Origin of the sequence: Mesorhizobium sp. Cs1299R1N3, assembly GCF_037179625.1 — a bacterium.
Taxonomy (GTDB): Bacteria; Pseudomonadota; Alphaproteobacteria; order Rhizobiales; family Rhizobiaceae; genus Mesorhizobium; species Mesorhizobium salmacidum.
Map to the genome: position 1 here is coordinate 80097 of NZ_JAPYKQ010000019.1, position 16809 is coordinate 96905.

The window sequence follows — 16809 nt, forward strand, 5'->3', positions numbered from 1 at the left end:
GATACACTTTCCCTGGAATTGTCGTGCGTTAGCCGTTGTTTTTGCGGCGCAACCGGCTTTCGATCTCTTCACGGGCGCTTTGCGTGGCCTGGAGCGAGATGGTGGCGCTGCCGTCGTCATTATCGGTTCGCGAAACGACATCACCATTGCGGTAGAGCCAGTCGAGAAGCCCGAACTGGGCCGGCTCGATCGTCACCGTCAGATCCTGCAGCTCGCCGGCCATCCGCGTTTCGATGATCGCTTTCAGCGCATCGATGCCCTCGCCTGATACCGCCGATATTGCGATTGGCGGCTCCTTGCTGCCGTCGGCGCCGTCGGCGAGCAGCCGCTGCCTGTTGCCTTCGTCCAGCAGGTCGATCTTGTTCCAGACTTCGATCACGCGCTTGGTATCGCTGGCGTCGACGCCGAGATCGGCGAGGATGCGTTCGACATCCTCGGCCTGCGCCGCCGTATCGGGATCGGAAATATCGCGTAGATGGAGGACGAGATCGGCCTCGACCACCTCTTCCAAGGTCGCCCGGAAAGCCGCGATCAGATGCGTCGGCAGGTCCGAGATGAAGCCCACCGTGTCGGAAAGGATAATCGGCGTTCCATGCGGCAGGCGCACGCGGCGCAATGTGGGATCAAGCGTGGCAAACAGCATGTCCTGCGCCAGCACCCCTGCTCCGGTCAGCTTGTTGAACAACGTCGACTTGCCGGCGTTGGTGTAGCCGACGATCGCCACCACTGGAAACGGCACCTTCTTGCGCTTGGCGCGATGCAGGTCGCGAGTGCGGCGCACGGTTTCCAGCTCATGCTTCAGCTTTATGATCTTTTCCTGCAACTGACGCCGATCGGATTCGATCTGCGTTTCACCGGGACCGCCGAGGAAGCCGGCACCACCACGCTGACGCTCCAGGTGGGTCCAACTGCGCACCAGGCGGCCCTTCTGATAGTTGAGATGGGCAAGCTCGACCTGCAGCGTGCCTTCCTTGGTGCGCGCCCGCTCGCCGAAGATCTCCAGGATCAGCCCCGTGCGATCCAGCACCTTGGCGTTGAATTCCTTCTCGAGATTGCGCTGCTGCACCGGGGTCAGCGGATGGTCGACAATGACCACTTCCGCGTGACCCTCCTTCACGATTTGACCGAACTCCTCGACCTTGCCGCTGCCGAGCAACGTCGCCGGACGAGGATCGTTGACGGTTACGACCGCTGTATGGATCAGATCAAGATTGATGGCTCGGGCAAGGCCGACTGCTTCGTCGTGGCGCGCCTCGGCCGAGCGCGTCAGCCGGGGACGGCTCGTGTCATCGTCATTACGCGGTTGGCGGGTAAGCACAGGCACAATGACAACGGCCCGGGTCGGACCCTTGGCTTCCGTCCCGGGATGATGCGCTGGTTTTCCGCGAACCGTGCCGTCCGCGTCCTTCTCACGTGCCAATCAGGCGCCCTGGCTTTCCTCGCCATCGAACATCTGAACCGGCTGGCTCGGCATGATCGTGGAAATGGCGTGCTTGTAGACGAGCTGGGAGTGGCCGTCGCGGCGCAACAGGACGCAGAAGTTGTCGAAGGAAGTGACCACGCCGGTCAGCTTCACGCCGTTGATAAGGAAGATGGTGAGCGGGTTCTTGCTCTTGCGAACTGAATTCAGGAACAGGTCCTGAAGGTTTTGCGATCGTTCCGCCATTGTTTTTGTCTTTCGCCGATCCCCTTCGGTTTGCAGCCAATGCGCCAAATTAACGGGCACATGTCAAGCGCGCAAACACCCTCTTGCCGTCAGTAACGACAAGCAGAACGAGATATATTGATGTTCATTCCACCTGTGCGGTTATCAGGCTGGACTTTTTTCCGCAATGTCAAAAAAGGCCTGCCGCAACGAAAGTGTTATTGAGCCGGGGTGCCCATTGGCTATGGGATCACCGTCAATGGTCACGATTGGCATGGCAATAGTCGTCGCCGAACTGATGAATGCTTCGCGAGCCGTCTTGGCCTCGGCAACGGAAAACCCACGCTCCTCGATCTTCAGGCCAAGTTTCGCCGCGACTTCGAACATGGTGGTGCGCGTGATTCCGCGCAGAATGCCATGTTCGGCCGGCCTGGTGACCAGAACGCCATCCCTGGTAACGATCCAGGCGTTCGACGAGCCACCTTCCTTGACGTTGCCATCCGTGTCCACGAACCAGGCTTCCTGAGCGCCGGCCTCCTTGGCCTTCTGCTTGGCCAATACATTGGGCAGCAGCCCGGTGCTCTTGATGTCGACACGGTCCCAGCGGTTCTCGGGTACGGTGATGACGGCGATACCCGTCTCAGCCCGTTTCGTGCCGGCGGCAGGATCCGCCTTCCTGGCGGTCACCACCAAAGCCGGCTTCGTGTCCGCCGCCGGAAAAACGAAATCGCGGCTGGCGACACCGCGCGTCACCTGGACATAGACCAGACCGTTGACGACATGATTGCGGTTGACCACCTCGCGCAGGATCAGCGGCAACACATTGCGTGTCACCGGCCAGGCGATCGACAGTTCGGTCAGTGAGCGGTTCAGCCGGGCAAGGTGGCGCGGCATGTCGACGATGAAGCCGCGCGCCACCTCGCAGACCTCGTAGACGCCATCGGCGAACTGATAGCCACGATCCTCGATATGCACGGACGCGTCGGCATGAGCGATGTAGCGCCCGTTGACATAGGCAATGCGCGGCATTGGCGACCCCTGGAAAATTCTCGGGCTTTCTTATGCGATTCCGCCGCCGCCGTAACCGGCAAATGCTTGGCCCAGGCGCGGCTTATGAACGCCCCGCGTCAGACGCCCAGCGACTTCAGCTTGCGATGCAAGGCGGAGCGCTCCATGCCGATGAACTCGGCCGTCTTCGAGATGTTGCCGCCGAACCGGTTGATCTGGGCGATCAGATAGTCCTTTTCGAACTGTTCGCGCGCCTCGCGCAGCGGAAGCGCCATGATGTGCTGGTCCGACTGGTTGGGCGTGCGCGGCATGACATCGCCGATTTCGGACGGCAGCAGATCCGCGGTGATCGGCGCGTCGACATCCTCGCCGCGCGCCAGGATCATCAGCCGCTCGACATTGTTGCGCAGCTGACGCACGTTGCCCGGCCAATTGTGCGCCTGCAGCACGGCCAGCGCGTCGTCGCCGATACGGCGCGGCTTGATGCCGGCCTGGCGGGCGATCTGCTTCATGAAATTGTCGACGAGATAGGGAATGTCCTCGCGCCGCTCGGCCAGCCCCGGCACCATGACCGGAACCACGGCGAGACGGTGGTAAAGATCCTCGCGGAAACGCCCGTCGGCGATCATCGCCTCCAGATTCTGCGAGGTCGAGGAAATGATGCGGACATCGACCTTGACCCGCTTTGTGCCGCCCACGCGCTCGAACTGCTGTTCGACCAGAACGCGCAAAATCTTGTTCTGCGTCTCGCGCGGCATGTCGGCCACCTCGTCGATGTAAAGAATGCCGCGATGGGCTTCCTCCAGCGCTCCCACCTTGCGTTCGACGCCGTTCGATTCTGTGCCGAACAGTTCGATCTCCATGCGTTCTGGCGTGATGTTGGCGGCGCTCAGCGTCACGAACGGCGCGCCCTTGCGGGTCGACAGCGTATGGATGGCGCGGGCCGCCAGTTCCTTGCCCGAGCCGGAGGGACCAATGATCATCACGCGGCTGTTGGTCGGCGCGACGCGCTCGATGGTCTGGCGCAACTGGCTCATCGCCGACGACATGCCGATCAGGTCGAAGGTCTCGCCGCTGCGCAGCTTGAGGTCGGAAACCTCGCGGCGCAATTTCGAGGTCTCGAGCGCACGTTCGGCAATGAGGATCAGCCTGTCGGCCTTGAACGGCTTCTCGATGAAGTCATAGGCGCCGCGACGGATGGCGGAAACCGCCGTTTCGATGTTGCCGTGGCCTGAAATCATCACCACGGGCAGGTTCGGGTGCATGGTCTTGATCTCGTCGAGCAACGCCAATCCGTCCAGGCGCGAGCCTTGCAGCCAGATGTCCAGGAAGATCAGCCTCGGCGCTCGATCGGCGATGGCCGCCAGTGCGCTGTCGGCATCGAATGCCGTGCGGGTTTCGTGACCCTCGTCGCTCAGGATGCCTGCGACGAGTTCCCGGATGTCTTCCTCGTCATCGACGATGAGAATATCAGACGCCATTATCGACCTTTTCAGTTTCTCTTTCGTGGTCCGCCCTGCTTTCGCCGCGCGGCAGTGCGGCGGCCGCGGGCGGCAGGATGATGCTGATCATCGCGCCGCGCCCGCCGTGGAAATCAGCAGGTGCATCATGGAGCTCCAGCCTGCCGCCATGGTCCTCCACGATCTTCTTGACGATAGCGAGACCAAGACCGGTGCCTTTTTCACGTGTGGTCATATAAGGCTCCAGCAACCGTTGGCGATTCTCGCGCGGCAGGCCTTTGCCGTTGTCGATGACGTCGATGCGAATCGCGCCATTCTGACGCCCGGCTTGAATCCGGATTATGCCGTGCGAACCGTCCTTCTGTTCCAGTCCGTCGATCGCTTCGGCCGCATTCTTGATCACATTGCCGAAGGCCTGTGCCATCAACCGGCTGTCGAAAGTGCCCTTGAGCGGCTCATTGCCGAATGTCCGCTCGAACGTGATATCGGCGCGGCTGACCTCGACCAGGAAGGAAGCTTCGCGCAGTGATTCGCGCAGGTCGATGGCCTTCATCTCGGGCTTTGGCATACGCGCGAAAGCCGAGAACTCGTCGACCATGCGGCCGATGTCCTCCACCTGCCGGATGATGGTGTCGGTACACTGGTCGAAAACTTCGCGGTCTTCGGTGATGACCTTGCCATAGCGGCGCTTGATACGCTCGGCGGAAAGCTGGATCGGGGTCAGTGGATTCTTGATCTCGTGGGCGATGCGCCGCGCCACGTCGGCCCAGGCGGATGAACGCTGGGCCTGAACCAGATCAGTGATGTCATCCACCGTCACGACATAGGATTTTTCCTCAGAGCCGTCGTCGCCGGCCTCGATGGTGACCTGCACATTGAAGGTCCGTTCGGCGCCGGCGCGATAGAAAGTCACCTGCTCGCGGTAGACCGGCTTGCCGGACTTGCGGCCGATCTCGAAGACACGGCCGACATGCGGCAGGATCGCGGAAAGGTTTTGCCCAAGTGCCGCGCTGGCGGAAATGGCCAGCATCGATTCGGCAGATCGGTTGACGATGGTAACGATGCCGTAAGGGTCGACGCCGATGACGCCGGCGGTGACACCGGCAAGCACGGCTTCCGAAAAACGCCGCCTCTCGTCGATCAGGTCCTTCGCCGACAGGATCTCGTTGCGCTGTGATTTGAGCTCCAGCAGCATCTTGTTGAAAGTATCGCCGAGCGAGGCGACATCGCCATCGGACGGCCGCACCGGCACCGCGACATCGAGATTGCCGGTCGCGACTTCATCGGCGGCACCGATCAGCTGGCGGATTGGCCGCACCAGCCGGTCGGCAACAGCTATGCCGGTCCAGATCGCCGAGAGGATGATGATCAGGGTCAGCGACAGGTAAGGCAGCGCAAATGCCACTTGCGAGGTGCGCCTGTTGTCCTCGAGATTGCGATACTCGTCGGTGTTGGACCTGACGATCTGCCGCGCCTTGATCACCTCTGGGTCGACCAGACGGATGGTGTAGAGATAGAGCCCCTCGATCTCACGCAACTTGACGATGGCGCCCATGATGTTGCGCGTGCGCGGCTCGATCAGGACAGGCTTGCCGTCGGTGGCAGTAGCGACCGCGCCTTCCGGCGGTTCCGGCATGGCGAAATCGGCATCGGTCTTGGCGCTCATGACGAAGGAGCCGTCGGGCTTGATCAGCGCGGCGTGCGCCAGCGAGCGGCCTACGGCTTCCTTGTTCATAAGATCGAGAAAGCCGGTGCGATCGAGGCCATAAAGCGAGCGGGAGGCATCGAGATCGTAGGCCATCGACAACGTCGTGCCCTGCAGGTTGCGCGCGTTCTCCTGCACATAGGCGTCGGCGATCGACAGTGAAGAATTGACGATTGTCTTGGTCCGAATCTCAAACCAGCGATCAAGGCCGATATCGAGTGTGATCGAGGCGATGATCGCCACCATGATGGCGGGAATGGCGGCAACCAGCGCGAACATGGCAACGATGCGCACATGCAGACGCGAAGCCGCCTTGCCATGGCGGCGGGCCATGACGATGCGATGCACCTCGCGCCCGACCAGCGCAATCAGGACAAGCACGAAGGCGGCGTTGAGGGCGATCAGCGCCCAGGTTGCCTTGGCGTCCGGCGCGATCGGCGTCGCTCCGACCAGGATAGCGAACGAAATAGCCGCCATGATCAGGGCGCCGACGACCGCGACCACGCCGGGCAGCGCCAGCAGCCGGCGTCCGTCGCGCGCGCCGGGTTCGCTGAAAAGCGGTTGGTTGGGTACAGGTATCTGCGGAGCCATGTCGCCGTGTAGAGCCAGTGATTGCATCCGATCTATGCAACGCATTGTGGCGATTATGCAACAAGTGTGACGGCGACGGGACTCTTTCCCCGTTCGGTCCCCTGAAAAGATCGTGTGCCCGGCGCCGGCTCAGGTCTGGCGGGATGACTTATAGACGTTGACGCCCAATTCGCGAATCTTCTTGCGCAAGGTGTTGCGGTTGAGGCCCAAGAGCTCCGCGGCCTTGATCTGGTTGCCGCGGGTTGCCGTCATCGAAGCCAGCACCAACGGATATTCGACTTCGGACAGAATGCGCTCGTAGAGACCGGCGGGCGGCAATTCGCCTGCGAAGGAGGCGAAATAGCGCTGCAGGAAGTGCTCCACTGCCTGGCCAATGGAAAGATCGTCGGGAATGAGGTTGCCGGCACCTGGTACCACCGGGCGCTCACCTGTCTTGAGCTCCGCCTCGATGATCTCGGCGGAAATCTCGTCCTGCGAATAAAGCGCGGCGAGCCTGCGAACGAGATTTTCCAGCTCGCGCACATTGCCTGGCCATGGATAGCGCTTCATCAGTTCGATGCCGCCGGAAGAGATACGCTTGGTCTGCAGCCCCTCCATTTCGCCAAGCTTGAAGAAATGGCGCACCAGATCGGGCACATCCTCGGAGCGCTCGCGCAGCGCCGGCAACCTGAGCGGCACGACGTTGAGGCGATAGAAAAGGTCTTCGCGGAAGAGGCCCTGGTTGATCAGCGTGCGCAGGTCCTTGTTGGTGGCAGCGACGATGCGCACATCGGTCTTGATCGGCGTGCGGCCGCCGACCGTCGTGTACTCGCCCTGCTGCAGGACGCGCAGCAGGCGCGTCTGCGCCTCCATCGGCATGTCGCCGATCTCGTCGAGGAACAGCGTGCCGCCCTCTGCCTGCTCGAAGCGGCCAGTCGAGCGGTTCTGCGCTCCGGTGAACGCGCCCTTCTCGTGGCCGAACAATTCCGATTCGATCAGGTCGCGCGGGATCGCCGCCATGTTGATTGCAACGAATGGACCGCCACGGCGGCGTCCATACTCATGCAGCGCGCGCGCCACCAGTTCCTTGCCGGTGCCCGATTCGCCCGAGATCATGACCGTCAGGTCGGTCTGCATCATGCGCGCCAGCATGCGGTAGATGTCCTGCATGGCGGCCGAACGGCCGACCAGCGGCATCGTCTCGGGCTGCTCTTCTTGCCGGGCATCGATCTTCGGCCGCCGGGGCTCGGATAGCGCGCGATTGACGATGTTGAGGAGTTCGGTCAGGTCGAAAGGCTTCGGCAGATATTCGTAGGCGCCCGTCTCGGAAGCGCGGATCGCCGTCATGAAGGTGTTCTGGGCGCTCATGACGATGACGGGCAGTTCCGGCCGCGCCTTCTTGATGCGCGGCAGCATGTCGAAAGCGTTCTCGTCCGGCATCACGACGTCGGTGATGACGAGGTCACCCTCGCCCGCCGCCACCCAACGCCACAGGGTCGAGGCGTTGGAGGTGACGCGCACCTCGTGACCGACCCGCGACAGGGCCTGATTGAGCACGGTGCGGATGGCCGCATCGTCGTCGGCGACGAGAATATTGCCGCGAACCGTCATTTGCGGTCTCCTTCGCCGTCTTGATCAGCGCCCAGCGCCGTTTCCTTCCAGGCCGGCATCAAGACCCGGAACGTTGTCGCGCGCGGCGTCGAATCGCATTCGATTATGCCGCCATGTTCGCCGACGATCTTGGCCACCAGCGCCAGCCCCAGCCCCGAGCCATTCGGCTTGGTGGTGATGAAGGGATCGAACAGGATCGGCAGGATATCTTCCGAGACGCCGGAACCATTGTCGCGCACGCAGAACTCCAGCGGCAGCGATACGCGGTCCTGCGTGCCCGGGACCGAAACCCGAATACCGGGCCGGAAGGCGGTGGACAGCACGATTTCGCCCTGCGGATCGCTGCCGATTGCCTCGGCGGCGTTCTTGATCAGGTTGAGGAACACCTGGATCAGCTGGTCGCGGTTGGCGAATACCGGAGGCAATGAAGGATCGTAATCCTCCAATATCTTGATTTTCTTCGCGAAACCGTTCTTTGCGATCGCTTTCACGTGATCGAGCACGACGTGGATGTTAACGGGATAGCGATCGATCGGCCGCTCGTCGGAAAACACCTCCATACGGTCGACCAGCGACACGATGCGGTCCGTCTCGTCGGTGATCAGCCGCGTCAGCGCGCGATCCTCATCGGATGCGGACAGTTCGAGCAGCTGGGCAGCACCCCTGATACCGGAGAGCGGGTTCTTGATCTCATGCGCCAGCATCGCCGCCAGGCCGGTCACCGAGCGCGCGGCGCCGCGATGCGTCATCTGCCGGTCGATCTTGTCGGCCATCGACCGCTCCTGGAACATGACGACGACGGAGCCCGGAAATTCCGGCACCGGCGCGACATAGAGATCGACGACCTTTTCGATGCCGAGGCGCGGTGACGAGACGTCGACCCGATACTCGTTGACGGGCGCGCGGCGCTCGCGCACCTGGTCGACCAGCGTCAGCAACGGGCTGCCGAAGGGTATGAGCTTGGACAGGGTGTTGCGCGCCAGCATGGTCGCGCTGGAGCGAAAGAAATCCTCGGCATCGGCGTTGGCGAAGGTGATGAAGCCTTCCTCGCTGAGCATGATCACCGGGCGGCGGATCGTGTTCAGCACGATCTGGGCGGCATCGGCCATTTCGGTGCCCTGGCCAGCGGTGGCGGTCATGCGGCGCTCCGCAGGTTCAAGGTTTGCGGATCGCGCGAAAACACATCGCGCAGCAAGGTAATAACGCGAGCCGGCTCGAGTGCGGTCATTATCGCTTTTCTACTCTCGCCAGCGATACCGCCGGCATGTCGATCGAGATACCAGCCCAAATGCTTGCGCGCCTGCCGCAGGCCGCTCTCGATGCCGTAAAGCGCCAGCATGTCCTCGTAATGGGCGACGACATAGTCGGCGAGCCCTTGCGGGGTCTCGGGAATGCCGGATGAAAATGTCCCGCCGGCAGCCGCAGCGATGCTGCCGGCGACCCACGGCGCGCCATAATGGGCGCGGCCGACCATCACTGCATCGGCGCCGGACTGTTCGAGAATGATCGAGGCTTCAGCCTGGGAGCAGACATCGCCATTGGCGACGACCGGGATGGAAACGGCCTCCTTGACGCGAGCGATGGCGCGCCAATCCGCCTTGCCCTGGTAGAACTGGCAGCGTGTACGACCGTGAACCGTGACCATCCTGACGCCCGCCTGCTCGGCGCGGCGGGCCAGGACGGGAGCGTTAAGTGCGGCGTCGTCCCAACCCAGTCGCATCTTGACCGTCACCGGCACCTTGACGGCGGCGACCACGGCCTCGATCAGCGAGAGCGCGTGGTCGAGGTCCAGCATCAATGCCGAGCCGGCATAGCCACCGGTGACCTTCTTGGCCGGACAGCCCATATTGATGTCGATGATGTCGGCGCCCTCGCCGGCGGCGATCCGCGCGCCTTCAGCCATATGCATGGCTTCACGGCCGGCAAGCTGCACCATATGGACGGGCAGGCCGGAATGACGTATGCGCAGGTCGCAGCCGGCCCTGCCCTTGGCGAGTTCGCCGCTGGCCACCATTTCGGACACGACCAGGCCGGCGCCATGAGAATGGGCGCGCTGTCTGAACGCCTCGTCCGTAATCCCGGACATCGGCGCGAGGAAGACGCGGTTGCGGATTCTCACGCCGCCGACGTCAAGTGGCGCGGCCAATCTGATCAAGTTAACCATGCACAAAAACCAAGCATGTCCATTCGTTGCACATTCTCTAGCCAGATCGAGAGAAATGTGCAACGCGGAATGACGCCACATTAAGGCGCAATTGGGAAAATGCTGGCCTTCGGCCTTAGCCGCGACTAGGACCAGACTGAATGACTGGCGCAACTGAAAATCAGGCTCCGGATCCGGGTGGCAAAGTCGCGGTGGTTATCGTCGCGGCCGGTCGCGGCGCGCGTGCCGGCCAGACTGATGGTCCGAAGCAATATCAACGAATTGGCGGACGTGCCGTCATCGCTCGTGTGATCGATATTTTTCTGGCGCACCCGCTTATCGGCCGGATCGTCGTGGCCATTCATGCCGAGGACCAGGAGCTTTTTCGGCAAGCGGTCGGCACCGATGCCGATCGGGTGACGGCAATCGCCGGAGGCGCGACCAGACAGGATTCGGTTCGGCTCGGGCTGCACGCGCTAAGAAGCTACGCGCCGGACAAGGTCCTCATCCACGACGCCGCGCGCCCCTTTGTCGACATGGATCTGATCGACCGCACCATCGCGGCCATCGGCGAGGGCGAAGGCGCGCTTCCCGCCTTGCCCGTTGCCGACACGCTGAAACGCGAATCGGCCACCGGCATGGTCGGCGAAACAGTCCCCAGGAGCGGGCTGCACGCGGCCCAAACGCCGCAAGGCTTTCCCTTCCTCGCGATCATGACGATGCATGAGGAAGCCTATAACAGAGGCAAAACCGACTTTACCGACGACGCGTCGATCGCTGAATGGATGCAAATGCCGGTGAAGCTCGTTCCCGGCTCGCCGGACAATGTCAAACTCACATGGGCACGGGACATCGCCATGGCGCACCAGCGACTTTCCAGCGAGCGGGCACACTTTCCCGACATCCGCACCGGCAATGGCTATGACGTCCATGCCTTCGAGCCCGGCAACCATGTCACGCTCTGCGGCGTCGCCATTCCGCACGACAGAAAATTGTCGGGCCATTCCGACGCCGATGTCGGCCTGCATGCCCTGACCGACGCGCTGCTGGCGACTTGCGGGGCCGGCGACATCGGCACGCACTTCCCGCCTACCGATCCGCAGTGGAAAGGTGCTGCGTCGCGGATATTCGTCGAACATGCGGCAAGACTGGTGCGGGAGCGCGGCGGGCGCATCGCCAATGCCGACATCACGCTGATCTGCGAGGCACCGCGTGTCGGCCCGCACCGCGAGGCGATGACGGCGGTCCTTTCCCAGATGCTGGGCATTTCCGCCGACCGCATCTCGATCAAGGCGACAACCAACGAGAAGCTCGGCTTCGTCGGCCGCGAAGAAGGCATCGCGGCGATCGCAACCGCCAGCGTGGTGTTTCCCGGCGAGGTTCCGGAATGACCAACAGCGATCTGGCCATCGCCCTGTTTAAGGCCTGCCGGGAGCGCAGCCTCATGCTGGCGACCGCGGAAAGCTGCACCGGCGGCATGATCATTGCCGCGCTGACCGACATTGCCGGCTCTTCGGCCGTGGTCGATCGCGGCTTCATCACCTATTCCAATGAAGCCAAGATGGACATGCTCGGCGTGCGCGCCGCCACGCTTGACGCGCATGGCGCGGTTTCTCGCGAGACAGCGATCGAAATGGCAGCCGGCGCGCTCGCCCGTTCACGCGCCGGGCTGACCCTGGCCGTCACCGGCATTGCCGGTCCGGGTGGCGGTTCTAGGGAAAAGCCGGTCGGGCTGGTCTGGTTCGGCGTTGCGGTGAACGGCCAGCCGGTGACGGCTGAATACAAGCTATTTGCCGACAATGGCCGTGACTTCATCCGCCGGGAAACGGTCAACCATGCGCTCGAGCTCGGCTTGCAGGCGCTTGGCGAGAGTCAGGCCGCCGGTGTCTTGCCGTAGATAACGTCGGCGCGTTTTTCGAAAGCCTCGGCGAACATGCGGAAGGCGCGGTCGAACATCGTGCCCATCAGCGCACCCAGGATGCGGCTCTTGAATTCATAGTCGATGAAGAAGCGCACGGTACAGCCGGCACCGTCCGGCTCGAAACGCCAGACATTGCTCAGATATTTGAACGGGCCATCAATGTATTTCACATCGATTGCGTTCTCTTCGGGCTTGAGCAGCACCTGCGTCGTGAAGGTCTCCCGGATCGCCTTGTAGCCGATGCTCATATCGGCCACGAGGATGGTACGTCCGTCACGCTCCTTGCGCGAGCGGACCGTCAGCGCTTCGCAAAGCGGCAGGAATTGCGGGTACGTCTCGATGTCGGCGACCAGCGCGAACATCTGCTCAGGCGTGTGGGCGACGCGGCGGGTGGCTTCGAATTTCGGCATGAAACCGGCCCTAAAGCGCGTCGCGTCGAAACGGAGTCATGCGACGCGCTTCAGAGTCTTCGTCTTTATGCACGTCGTTCTCCCAAAACTGAGGTCACTTTTGGGCGACATGCATTAGGGCGCTTTCATGAGTAGCGCTTCGCGCGCCGCGCGCAGCCGGGCGAAATCGTCGCCGGCGTGATGCGACGAGCGCGTCAGCGGGCTCGATGCCACCAGCAGGAAACCCTTGGTCTTGCCGATCGTCTCGAAGGACTTGAATTCCTCGGGCGTGACGAAGCGGATCACCGGATGGTGCTTTTTCGAAGGCTGCAGGTATTGGCCGATAGTCATGAAGTCGACATTGGCCGAGCGCAGATCGTCCATCAACTGCAGGATTTCGTTCCGCTCCTCGCCCAGACCCACCATGATGCCGGACTTGGTGAAAATCGACGGATCGAGTTCCTTGACCCGCTGCAGCAGCCGGATCGAGTGGAAATAGCGGGCGCCCGGCCGGACCTTCAGATAATTCGACGGCACGGTTTCGAGATTGTGGTTGAAGACGTCGGGCCTGGCCGCCACGACGATCTCCAGCGCCCCGTCCTTGCGCAGGAAATCCGGCGTCAGGATTTCGATCGTCGTCAGAGGCGTTGCCGCCCGAATCTCACGGATGACATCGGCGAAGTGCTGCGCACCGCCATCGGCGAGATCGTCGCGGTCGACCGAGGTGATGACGACGTGGGTAAGGCCCATCTGCTTGACGGCATGCGCGACCCGGGCCGGCTCGTCGGGATCGAGCGCGGTCGGGATGCCGGTGGCGACATTGCAGAAGGCGCAGGCGCGCGTGCAGATCTCGCCCATGATCATGAAGGTGGCGTGCTTCTTTTCCCAGCACTCACCGATATTCGGGCACCCGGCCTCTTCGCATACGGTCACCAGCTTGTGCGATTTCACGATCTCGCGTGTCTCGGCATAACCTTTCGAGACCGGCGCCTTGACGCGGATCCAGTCCGGCTTGCGCAACATCTCCTGGTCGGGCTTGTGCGCTTTCTCGGGATGCCGCAGCCGCGGCGCGTTGGCGATCGTGTCGAGGACAGTGACCATCTGAACCCTGGCTTTTCTCGCGACCGCTCGTCGGCGATCGTCACTTTCACGTCATCTAGGACTTTTCAACACAAAGAAAAAGGCTGCAGCGGCGCATGCCGCCACAACCGTTTTCGCATAGCCGGAGCGATATCGATTAACGGCGCACCAGACGACCGACCCAGATCAGAAGGCAGGCACCGATAAAGCCGGTGATCAGATAGGCGGTCCAGCCGACGCCGAACACGCCGATGTTGAGCGCCTGCAGGATGGCATTCAGCACTACAGCGCCAACGATGCCCATGATAATATTCATGAATATGCCGGTGTTGCTCTTCATGACCATTTCGGCCAACCAGCCCGCCAGGCCGCCGATGATGATGGCTGCGATCCAGCCCACGCCGTTCAAGTGCATATGCCTTCTCCTTGCGCGAGTAAAAGTGCATCCGGAAACGAACTGCCCCGCCGTCGCGACCCTGCGGCTTTCGAAGCTGAGTCTCCTGCGGCGAATCTATCATGCGTTCAAGGCGCGGCCATAGGCGTCGAGCACGCTTTCCTTCATCATCTCCGACAGCGTCGGATGCGGGAAGATCGTGTGCATCAGCTCTTCCTCAGTCGTTTCGAGGTTCATCGCCACGACAAAGCCCTGGATCAATTCGGTGACTTCGGCGCCGACCATATGCGCGCCAAGCAGCTGACCGGTCTTCTTGTCGAAGATGGTCTTGATGAAGCCTTGGTCTTCGCCAAGCGCGATCGCCTTGCCGTTGGCGGCGAACTGGAAGCGGCCGACGCGGATGTCCTTGCCTTCGGCCTTGGCCTTGGCTTCCGTCAGGCCAACCGAGGCGACCTGCGGATTGCAGTATGTGCAACCGGGGATCTTGAACTTGTCGATGGCGTGAACACCGGGGAAATTCGCGATCTTCTCGACGCACACGACGCCCTCGTGCTCGGCCTTGTGGGCAAGCATCGGCGGGCCGGCGACATCGCCGATGGCGTAAATGCCAGGCACATTGGTCTTGCCGTAACCGTCGATGACGACGCAACCGCGATCGGTCTTCACGCCGAGTGCTTCAAGGCCGAGGCCCTCGATATTGCCCTGGACGCCGACGGCCGAGATCATGCGGTCGGCTGATATCTTCTCGACCTTGCCGTCCTTCATCTCGACATGCGCGGTGACCGAGTTCGCCCCCTTCTCGACCTTGGTCACCTTGGCTTCGAGGATGATCTTCATGCCTTGCTTCTCGAACTGCTTTTGCGCGAATTTCGAGACTTCGGCGTCCTCGACAGGCATCACCGCCGGCAGCAGCTCGACGACGGTCACGTCCGCGCCCATGGTGCGGTAGAAGGAGGCGAATTCGATGCCGATGGCGCCCGAACCCATCACCAGCAGTGACTTCGGCATCTCCTTGGGCACCATGGCTTCGAAATAGGTCCAGATCAGCTTGCCATCCGGCTCGATGCCGGGCAGTGCGCGCGGCCGGGCGCCGGTCGCCAGGATGATGTTCTTGGCGGCGTAGGTGCCCTCGCCCTTGACGCCTTTCGGCACCGGCGGCTGCGGTTCCATCGGCTTCTTGGCCGTCTTGGAAACAACGATCTCACCCAATTTATCACCGGAAGGAGACCTCGATAGCTTGGCCTCACCCCAGATAACGTCGACCTTGTTCTTCTTCATCAGGAAGGCAACGCCGCCATTGAGCCGCAGTGACACTTTCCGCGACCGATCGACCACTGCCGCCGTGTCGGCGCTGACCTTGCCGTCGAGCTTCAGGCCATAGTCCTTCAGGTGATCCGAATAGTGCATGATCTCGGCCGAGCGCAGCAGCGCCTTGGTCGGAATGCAACCCCAGTTCAGGCAGATGCCGCCGAGATGCTCGCGCTCGACGATCGCCGTCTTGAAGCCGAGCTGGGCGGAACGCACCGCCGTGACATAGCCGCCGGGACCGGAGCCGATGATGATGACGTCGTAGTTCTCAGCCACGGTTTTTCTCCTTCAATCACAATTCCAGCATGACGCGCACGACCGAAGTCAGCGCCTTGCCGATGTTTCGCGTGTTTTCGGCATCGAGGTGGACACCGTCGAGCGGTGTGGTTTGCGCCACGGTGGCTGCATCGAAGAAGCCGCAGCCGGCTTCGTCGGCAAGCGCCGAATACTGCCCTGCGAGCTGCGCCGAGGCGTTATCGCCGCCGGCGAACATCTCCTTGAAATCGGCATTCTCGGTGCGGCTTACAACAGGTGGCGAAACGATCAGGATCTGCGGCGCCGGCCAGTCGAACGGATAGTCGTGGCCACGCACGATGTCGATCAGCCGCTGGATGCCTTGCTTGGCCGCAACCGGGTTGCCATGGATCCATGGCTTCATGTCGTTGGCGCCGAGCATGATGACGATCAGGTCGATCGGCGCATGCGTCGTCAGCACCGTCGGCAGCAGCCGCGCACCGTTGCGGTCGGCTCCGGCCAGATGATCATCGAAGGCGGTGGTGCGGCCGTTGAGGCCGTCGGCGATAACCTGAACGCCCTCGCCGAGGCCAGCTTGCAGCACGCTTGGCCAGCGATCCTCGAGCGCATGACGCCCACCTTCGGCCTTGTAACCCCATGTCAGCGAGTCGCCGTAACAAAGAACCGTCTTCATCCGTTCAACCCGCCTTTATGTTGGCCACACCGCGCTTCACGCGCCAGCGCACGAACAACCAATGGATGATGATCGTCACCAGGCCCGGCAGACCGAGACCGGCAACCACCGGCATGTCTTTCCTGACCACCGCGGCGCTGCTGTCGCTGTAGAGGATCAGCGCGACCAAGAGGAGGAGCAGCGCCACAAATATAATCAGCGTCCACTTTCCCGCCGTCGCCACGGCCGCGACCGGATCGTTCGTCAATTGCGCGACGAAGAAGACGAAGGTGACGACAAAAGTCACCAGCACCGAGAACATGAAGACGATGACATATTCTTCCTCGGCGCCGGTGGCGACGGCCAACCATTGCGCGATCAGCCCGCCGGCCAACCCGGAAATGAGAAAGGCAAAAAGGCTGGTGAAGAATATCCGCACAGCCTTTTCCTTTCCTAGACCAGCATGCCCATCGGGTTTTCGATCAGCTTCTTGAAGGCGACCAGCAGTTCGGCCCCCAGAGCTCCGTCGACGGCGCGATGATCGGTCGACAGCGTCACCGACATCACGGTGGCTATTTTGATCTCGCCATTCTTGACCACCGCCCGCTGCTCGCCGGCGCCGACCGCCAGGATCGTCGCATGCGGCGGGTTGATCACCGCGGCGAAGT

Annotated in this window: 17 protein-coding genes; 2 read left to right on the plus strand and 15 right to left on the minus strand. The window is 62.2% G+C overall.

Annotation, left to right across the window (positions count from 1 at the left end; translation table 11 throughout):
* Positions 1 to 28 precede the first annotated feature (28 nt).
* The 8 genes from hflX to dusB form a co-directional block, all read right to left on the minus strand.
* Complete coding sequence (gene hflX / locus O7B34_RS27745; RefSeq protein ID WP_140768165.1) at positions 29 to 1420, minus strand: GTPase HflX; 1392 nt, start codon at positions 1418 to 1420, stop codon at positions 29 to 31.
* A complete protein-coding gene (hfq, locus tag O7B34_RS27750; protein ID WP_006202172.1) occupies positions 1421 to 1666 on the minus strand; it encodes an RNA chaperone Hfq in 246 nt (81 codons plus the stop codon).
* A 144-nt stretch (positions 1667 to 1810) separates the two neighbouring features.
* Entirely contained in the window at positions 1811 to 2674 is an 864-nt protein-coding gene (locus O7B34_RS27755) for a D-amino-acid transaminase (RefSeq protein ID WP_337149008.1), read from the minus strand.
* A 98-nt stretch (positions 2675 to 2772) separates the two neighbouring features.
* A complete protein-coding gene (ntrX, locus tag O7B34_RS27760) occupies positions 2773 to 4134 on the minus strand; it encodes a nitrogen assimilation response regulator NtrX (protein ID WP_027142744.1) in 1362 nt (453 codons plus the stop codon).
* Complete coding sequence (locus O7B34_RS27765; protein WP_337140551.1) at positions 4124 to 6409, minus strand: sensor histidine kinase NtrY-like; 2286 nt, start codon at positions 6407 to 6409, stop codon at positions 4124 to 4126. The genes ntrX and O7B34_RS27765 overlap by 11 nt, the downstream gene beginning before the upstream one ends.
* A 129-nt stretch (positions 6410 to 6538) precedes the next feature.
* Positions 6539 to 7999: a nitrogen regulation protein NR(I) gene (gene ntrC / locus O7B34_RS27770; RefSeq protein WP_027142746.1), complete on the minus strand. Its 1461-nt coding sequence runs from the start codon at positions 7997 to 7999 to the stop codon at positions 6539 to 6541.
* A complete protein-coding gene (locus tag O7B34_RS27775) occupies positions 7996 to 9138 on the minus strand; it encodes a two-component system sensor histidine kinase NtrB (protein WP_027142747.1) in 1143 nt (380 codons plus the stop codon). The genes ntrC and O7B34_RS27775 overlap by 4 nt, the downstream gene beginning before the upstream one ends.
* Positions 9135 to 10163 carry a tRNA dihydrouridine synthase DusB gene (gene dusB, locus O7B34_RS27780; RefSeq protein ID WP_337149009.1) on the minus strand — a complete coding sequence of 343 codons (1029 nt, stop codon included), beginning with the start codon at positions 10161 to 10163 and terminating at the stop codon, positions 9135 to 9137. The genes O7B34_RS27775 and dusB overlap by 4 nt, the downstream gene beginning before the upstream one ends.
* A gap of 140 nt (positions 10164 to 10303) precedes the next feature.
* Between dusB and O7B34_RS27785 the strand changes: the two genes are divergently transcribed.
* Together O7B34_RS27785 and O7B34_RS27790 are read left to right on the plus strand one after the other, a co-directional pair.
* Entirely contained in the window at positions 10304 to 11533 is a 1230-nt protein-coding gene (locus O7B34_RS27785) for a bifunctional 2-C-methyl-D-erythritol 4-phosphate cytidylyltransferase/2-C-methyl-D-erythritol 2,4-cyclodiphosphate synthase (RefSeq protein ID WP_337149010.1), read from the plus strand.
* The gene (locus O7B34_RS27790; protein ID WP_337149012.1) at positions 11530 to 12039 is read left to right on the plus strand and encodes a CinA family protein; all 510 of its coding nucleotides are present in this window, start codon (positions 11530 to 11532) and stop codon (positions 12037 to 12039) included. Before O7B34_RS27785 ends, O7B34_RS27790 begins: the two co-directional genes overlap by 4 nt.
* Here O7B34_RS27790 and O7B34_RS27795 read toward each other — a convergent pair.
* The 7 genes from O7B34_RS27795 to O7B34_RS27825 all read right to left on the minus strand — a co-directional run.
* The gene (locus tag O7B34_RS27795; protein WP_337149013.1) at positions 12015 to 12473 is read right to left on the minus strand and encodes a type II toxin-antitoxin system RatA family toxin; all 459 of its coding nucleotides are present in this window, start codon (positions 12471 to 12473) and stop codon (positions 12015 to 12017) included. The genes O7B34_RS27790 and O7B34_RS27795 overlap by 25 nt on opposite strands.
* 114 nt (positions 12474 to 12587) lie before the next feature.
* The gene (lipA, locus tag O7B34_RS27800; protein ID WP_337149015.1) at positions 12588 to 13553 is read right to left on the minus strand and encodes a lipoyl synthase; all 966 of its coding nucleotides are present in this window, start codon (positions 13551 to 13553) and stop codon (positions 12588 to 12590) included.
* A 136-nt stretch (positions 13554 to 13689) separates the two neighbouring features.
* Entirely contained in the window at positions 13690 to 13947 is a 258-nt protein-coding gene (locus O7B34_RS27805; RefSeq protein ID WP_027142753.1) for a GlsB/YeaQ/YmgE family stress response membrane protein, read from the minus strand.
* 99 nt (positions 13948 to 14046) lie between these two features.
* Positions 14047 to 15510: a dihydrolipoyl dehydrogenase gene (lpdA, locus tag O7B34_RS27810; protein WP_337149016.1), complete on the minus strand. Its 1464-nt coding sequence runs from the start codon at positions 15508 to 15510 to the stop codon at positions 14047 to 14049.
* A gap of 16 nt (positions 15511 to 15526) precedes the next feature.
* On the minus strand, positions 15527 to 16162 hold the full coding sequence (locus O7B34_RS27815) for an SGNH/GDSL hydrolase family protein (protein ID WP_337149018.1): 636 nt from the start codon (positions 16160 to 16162) through the stop codon (positions 15527 to 15529).
* A 4-nt stretch (positions 16163 to 16166) separates the two neighbouring features.
* Entirely contained in the window at positions 16167 to 16580 is a 414-nt protein-coding gene (locus O7B34_RS27820; RefSeq protein WP_337149019.1) for a hypothetical protein, read from the minus strand.
* Positions 16581 to 16594: 14 nt separating this feature from the next.
* The coding region (locus O7B34_RS27825; protein WP_337149020.1) for a 2-oxo acid dehydrogenase subunit E2 at positions 16595 to 16809 on the minus strand (215 nt) is incomplete at its 5' end.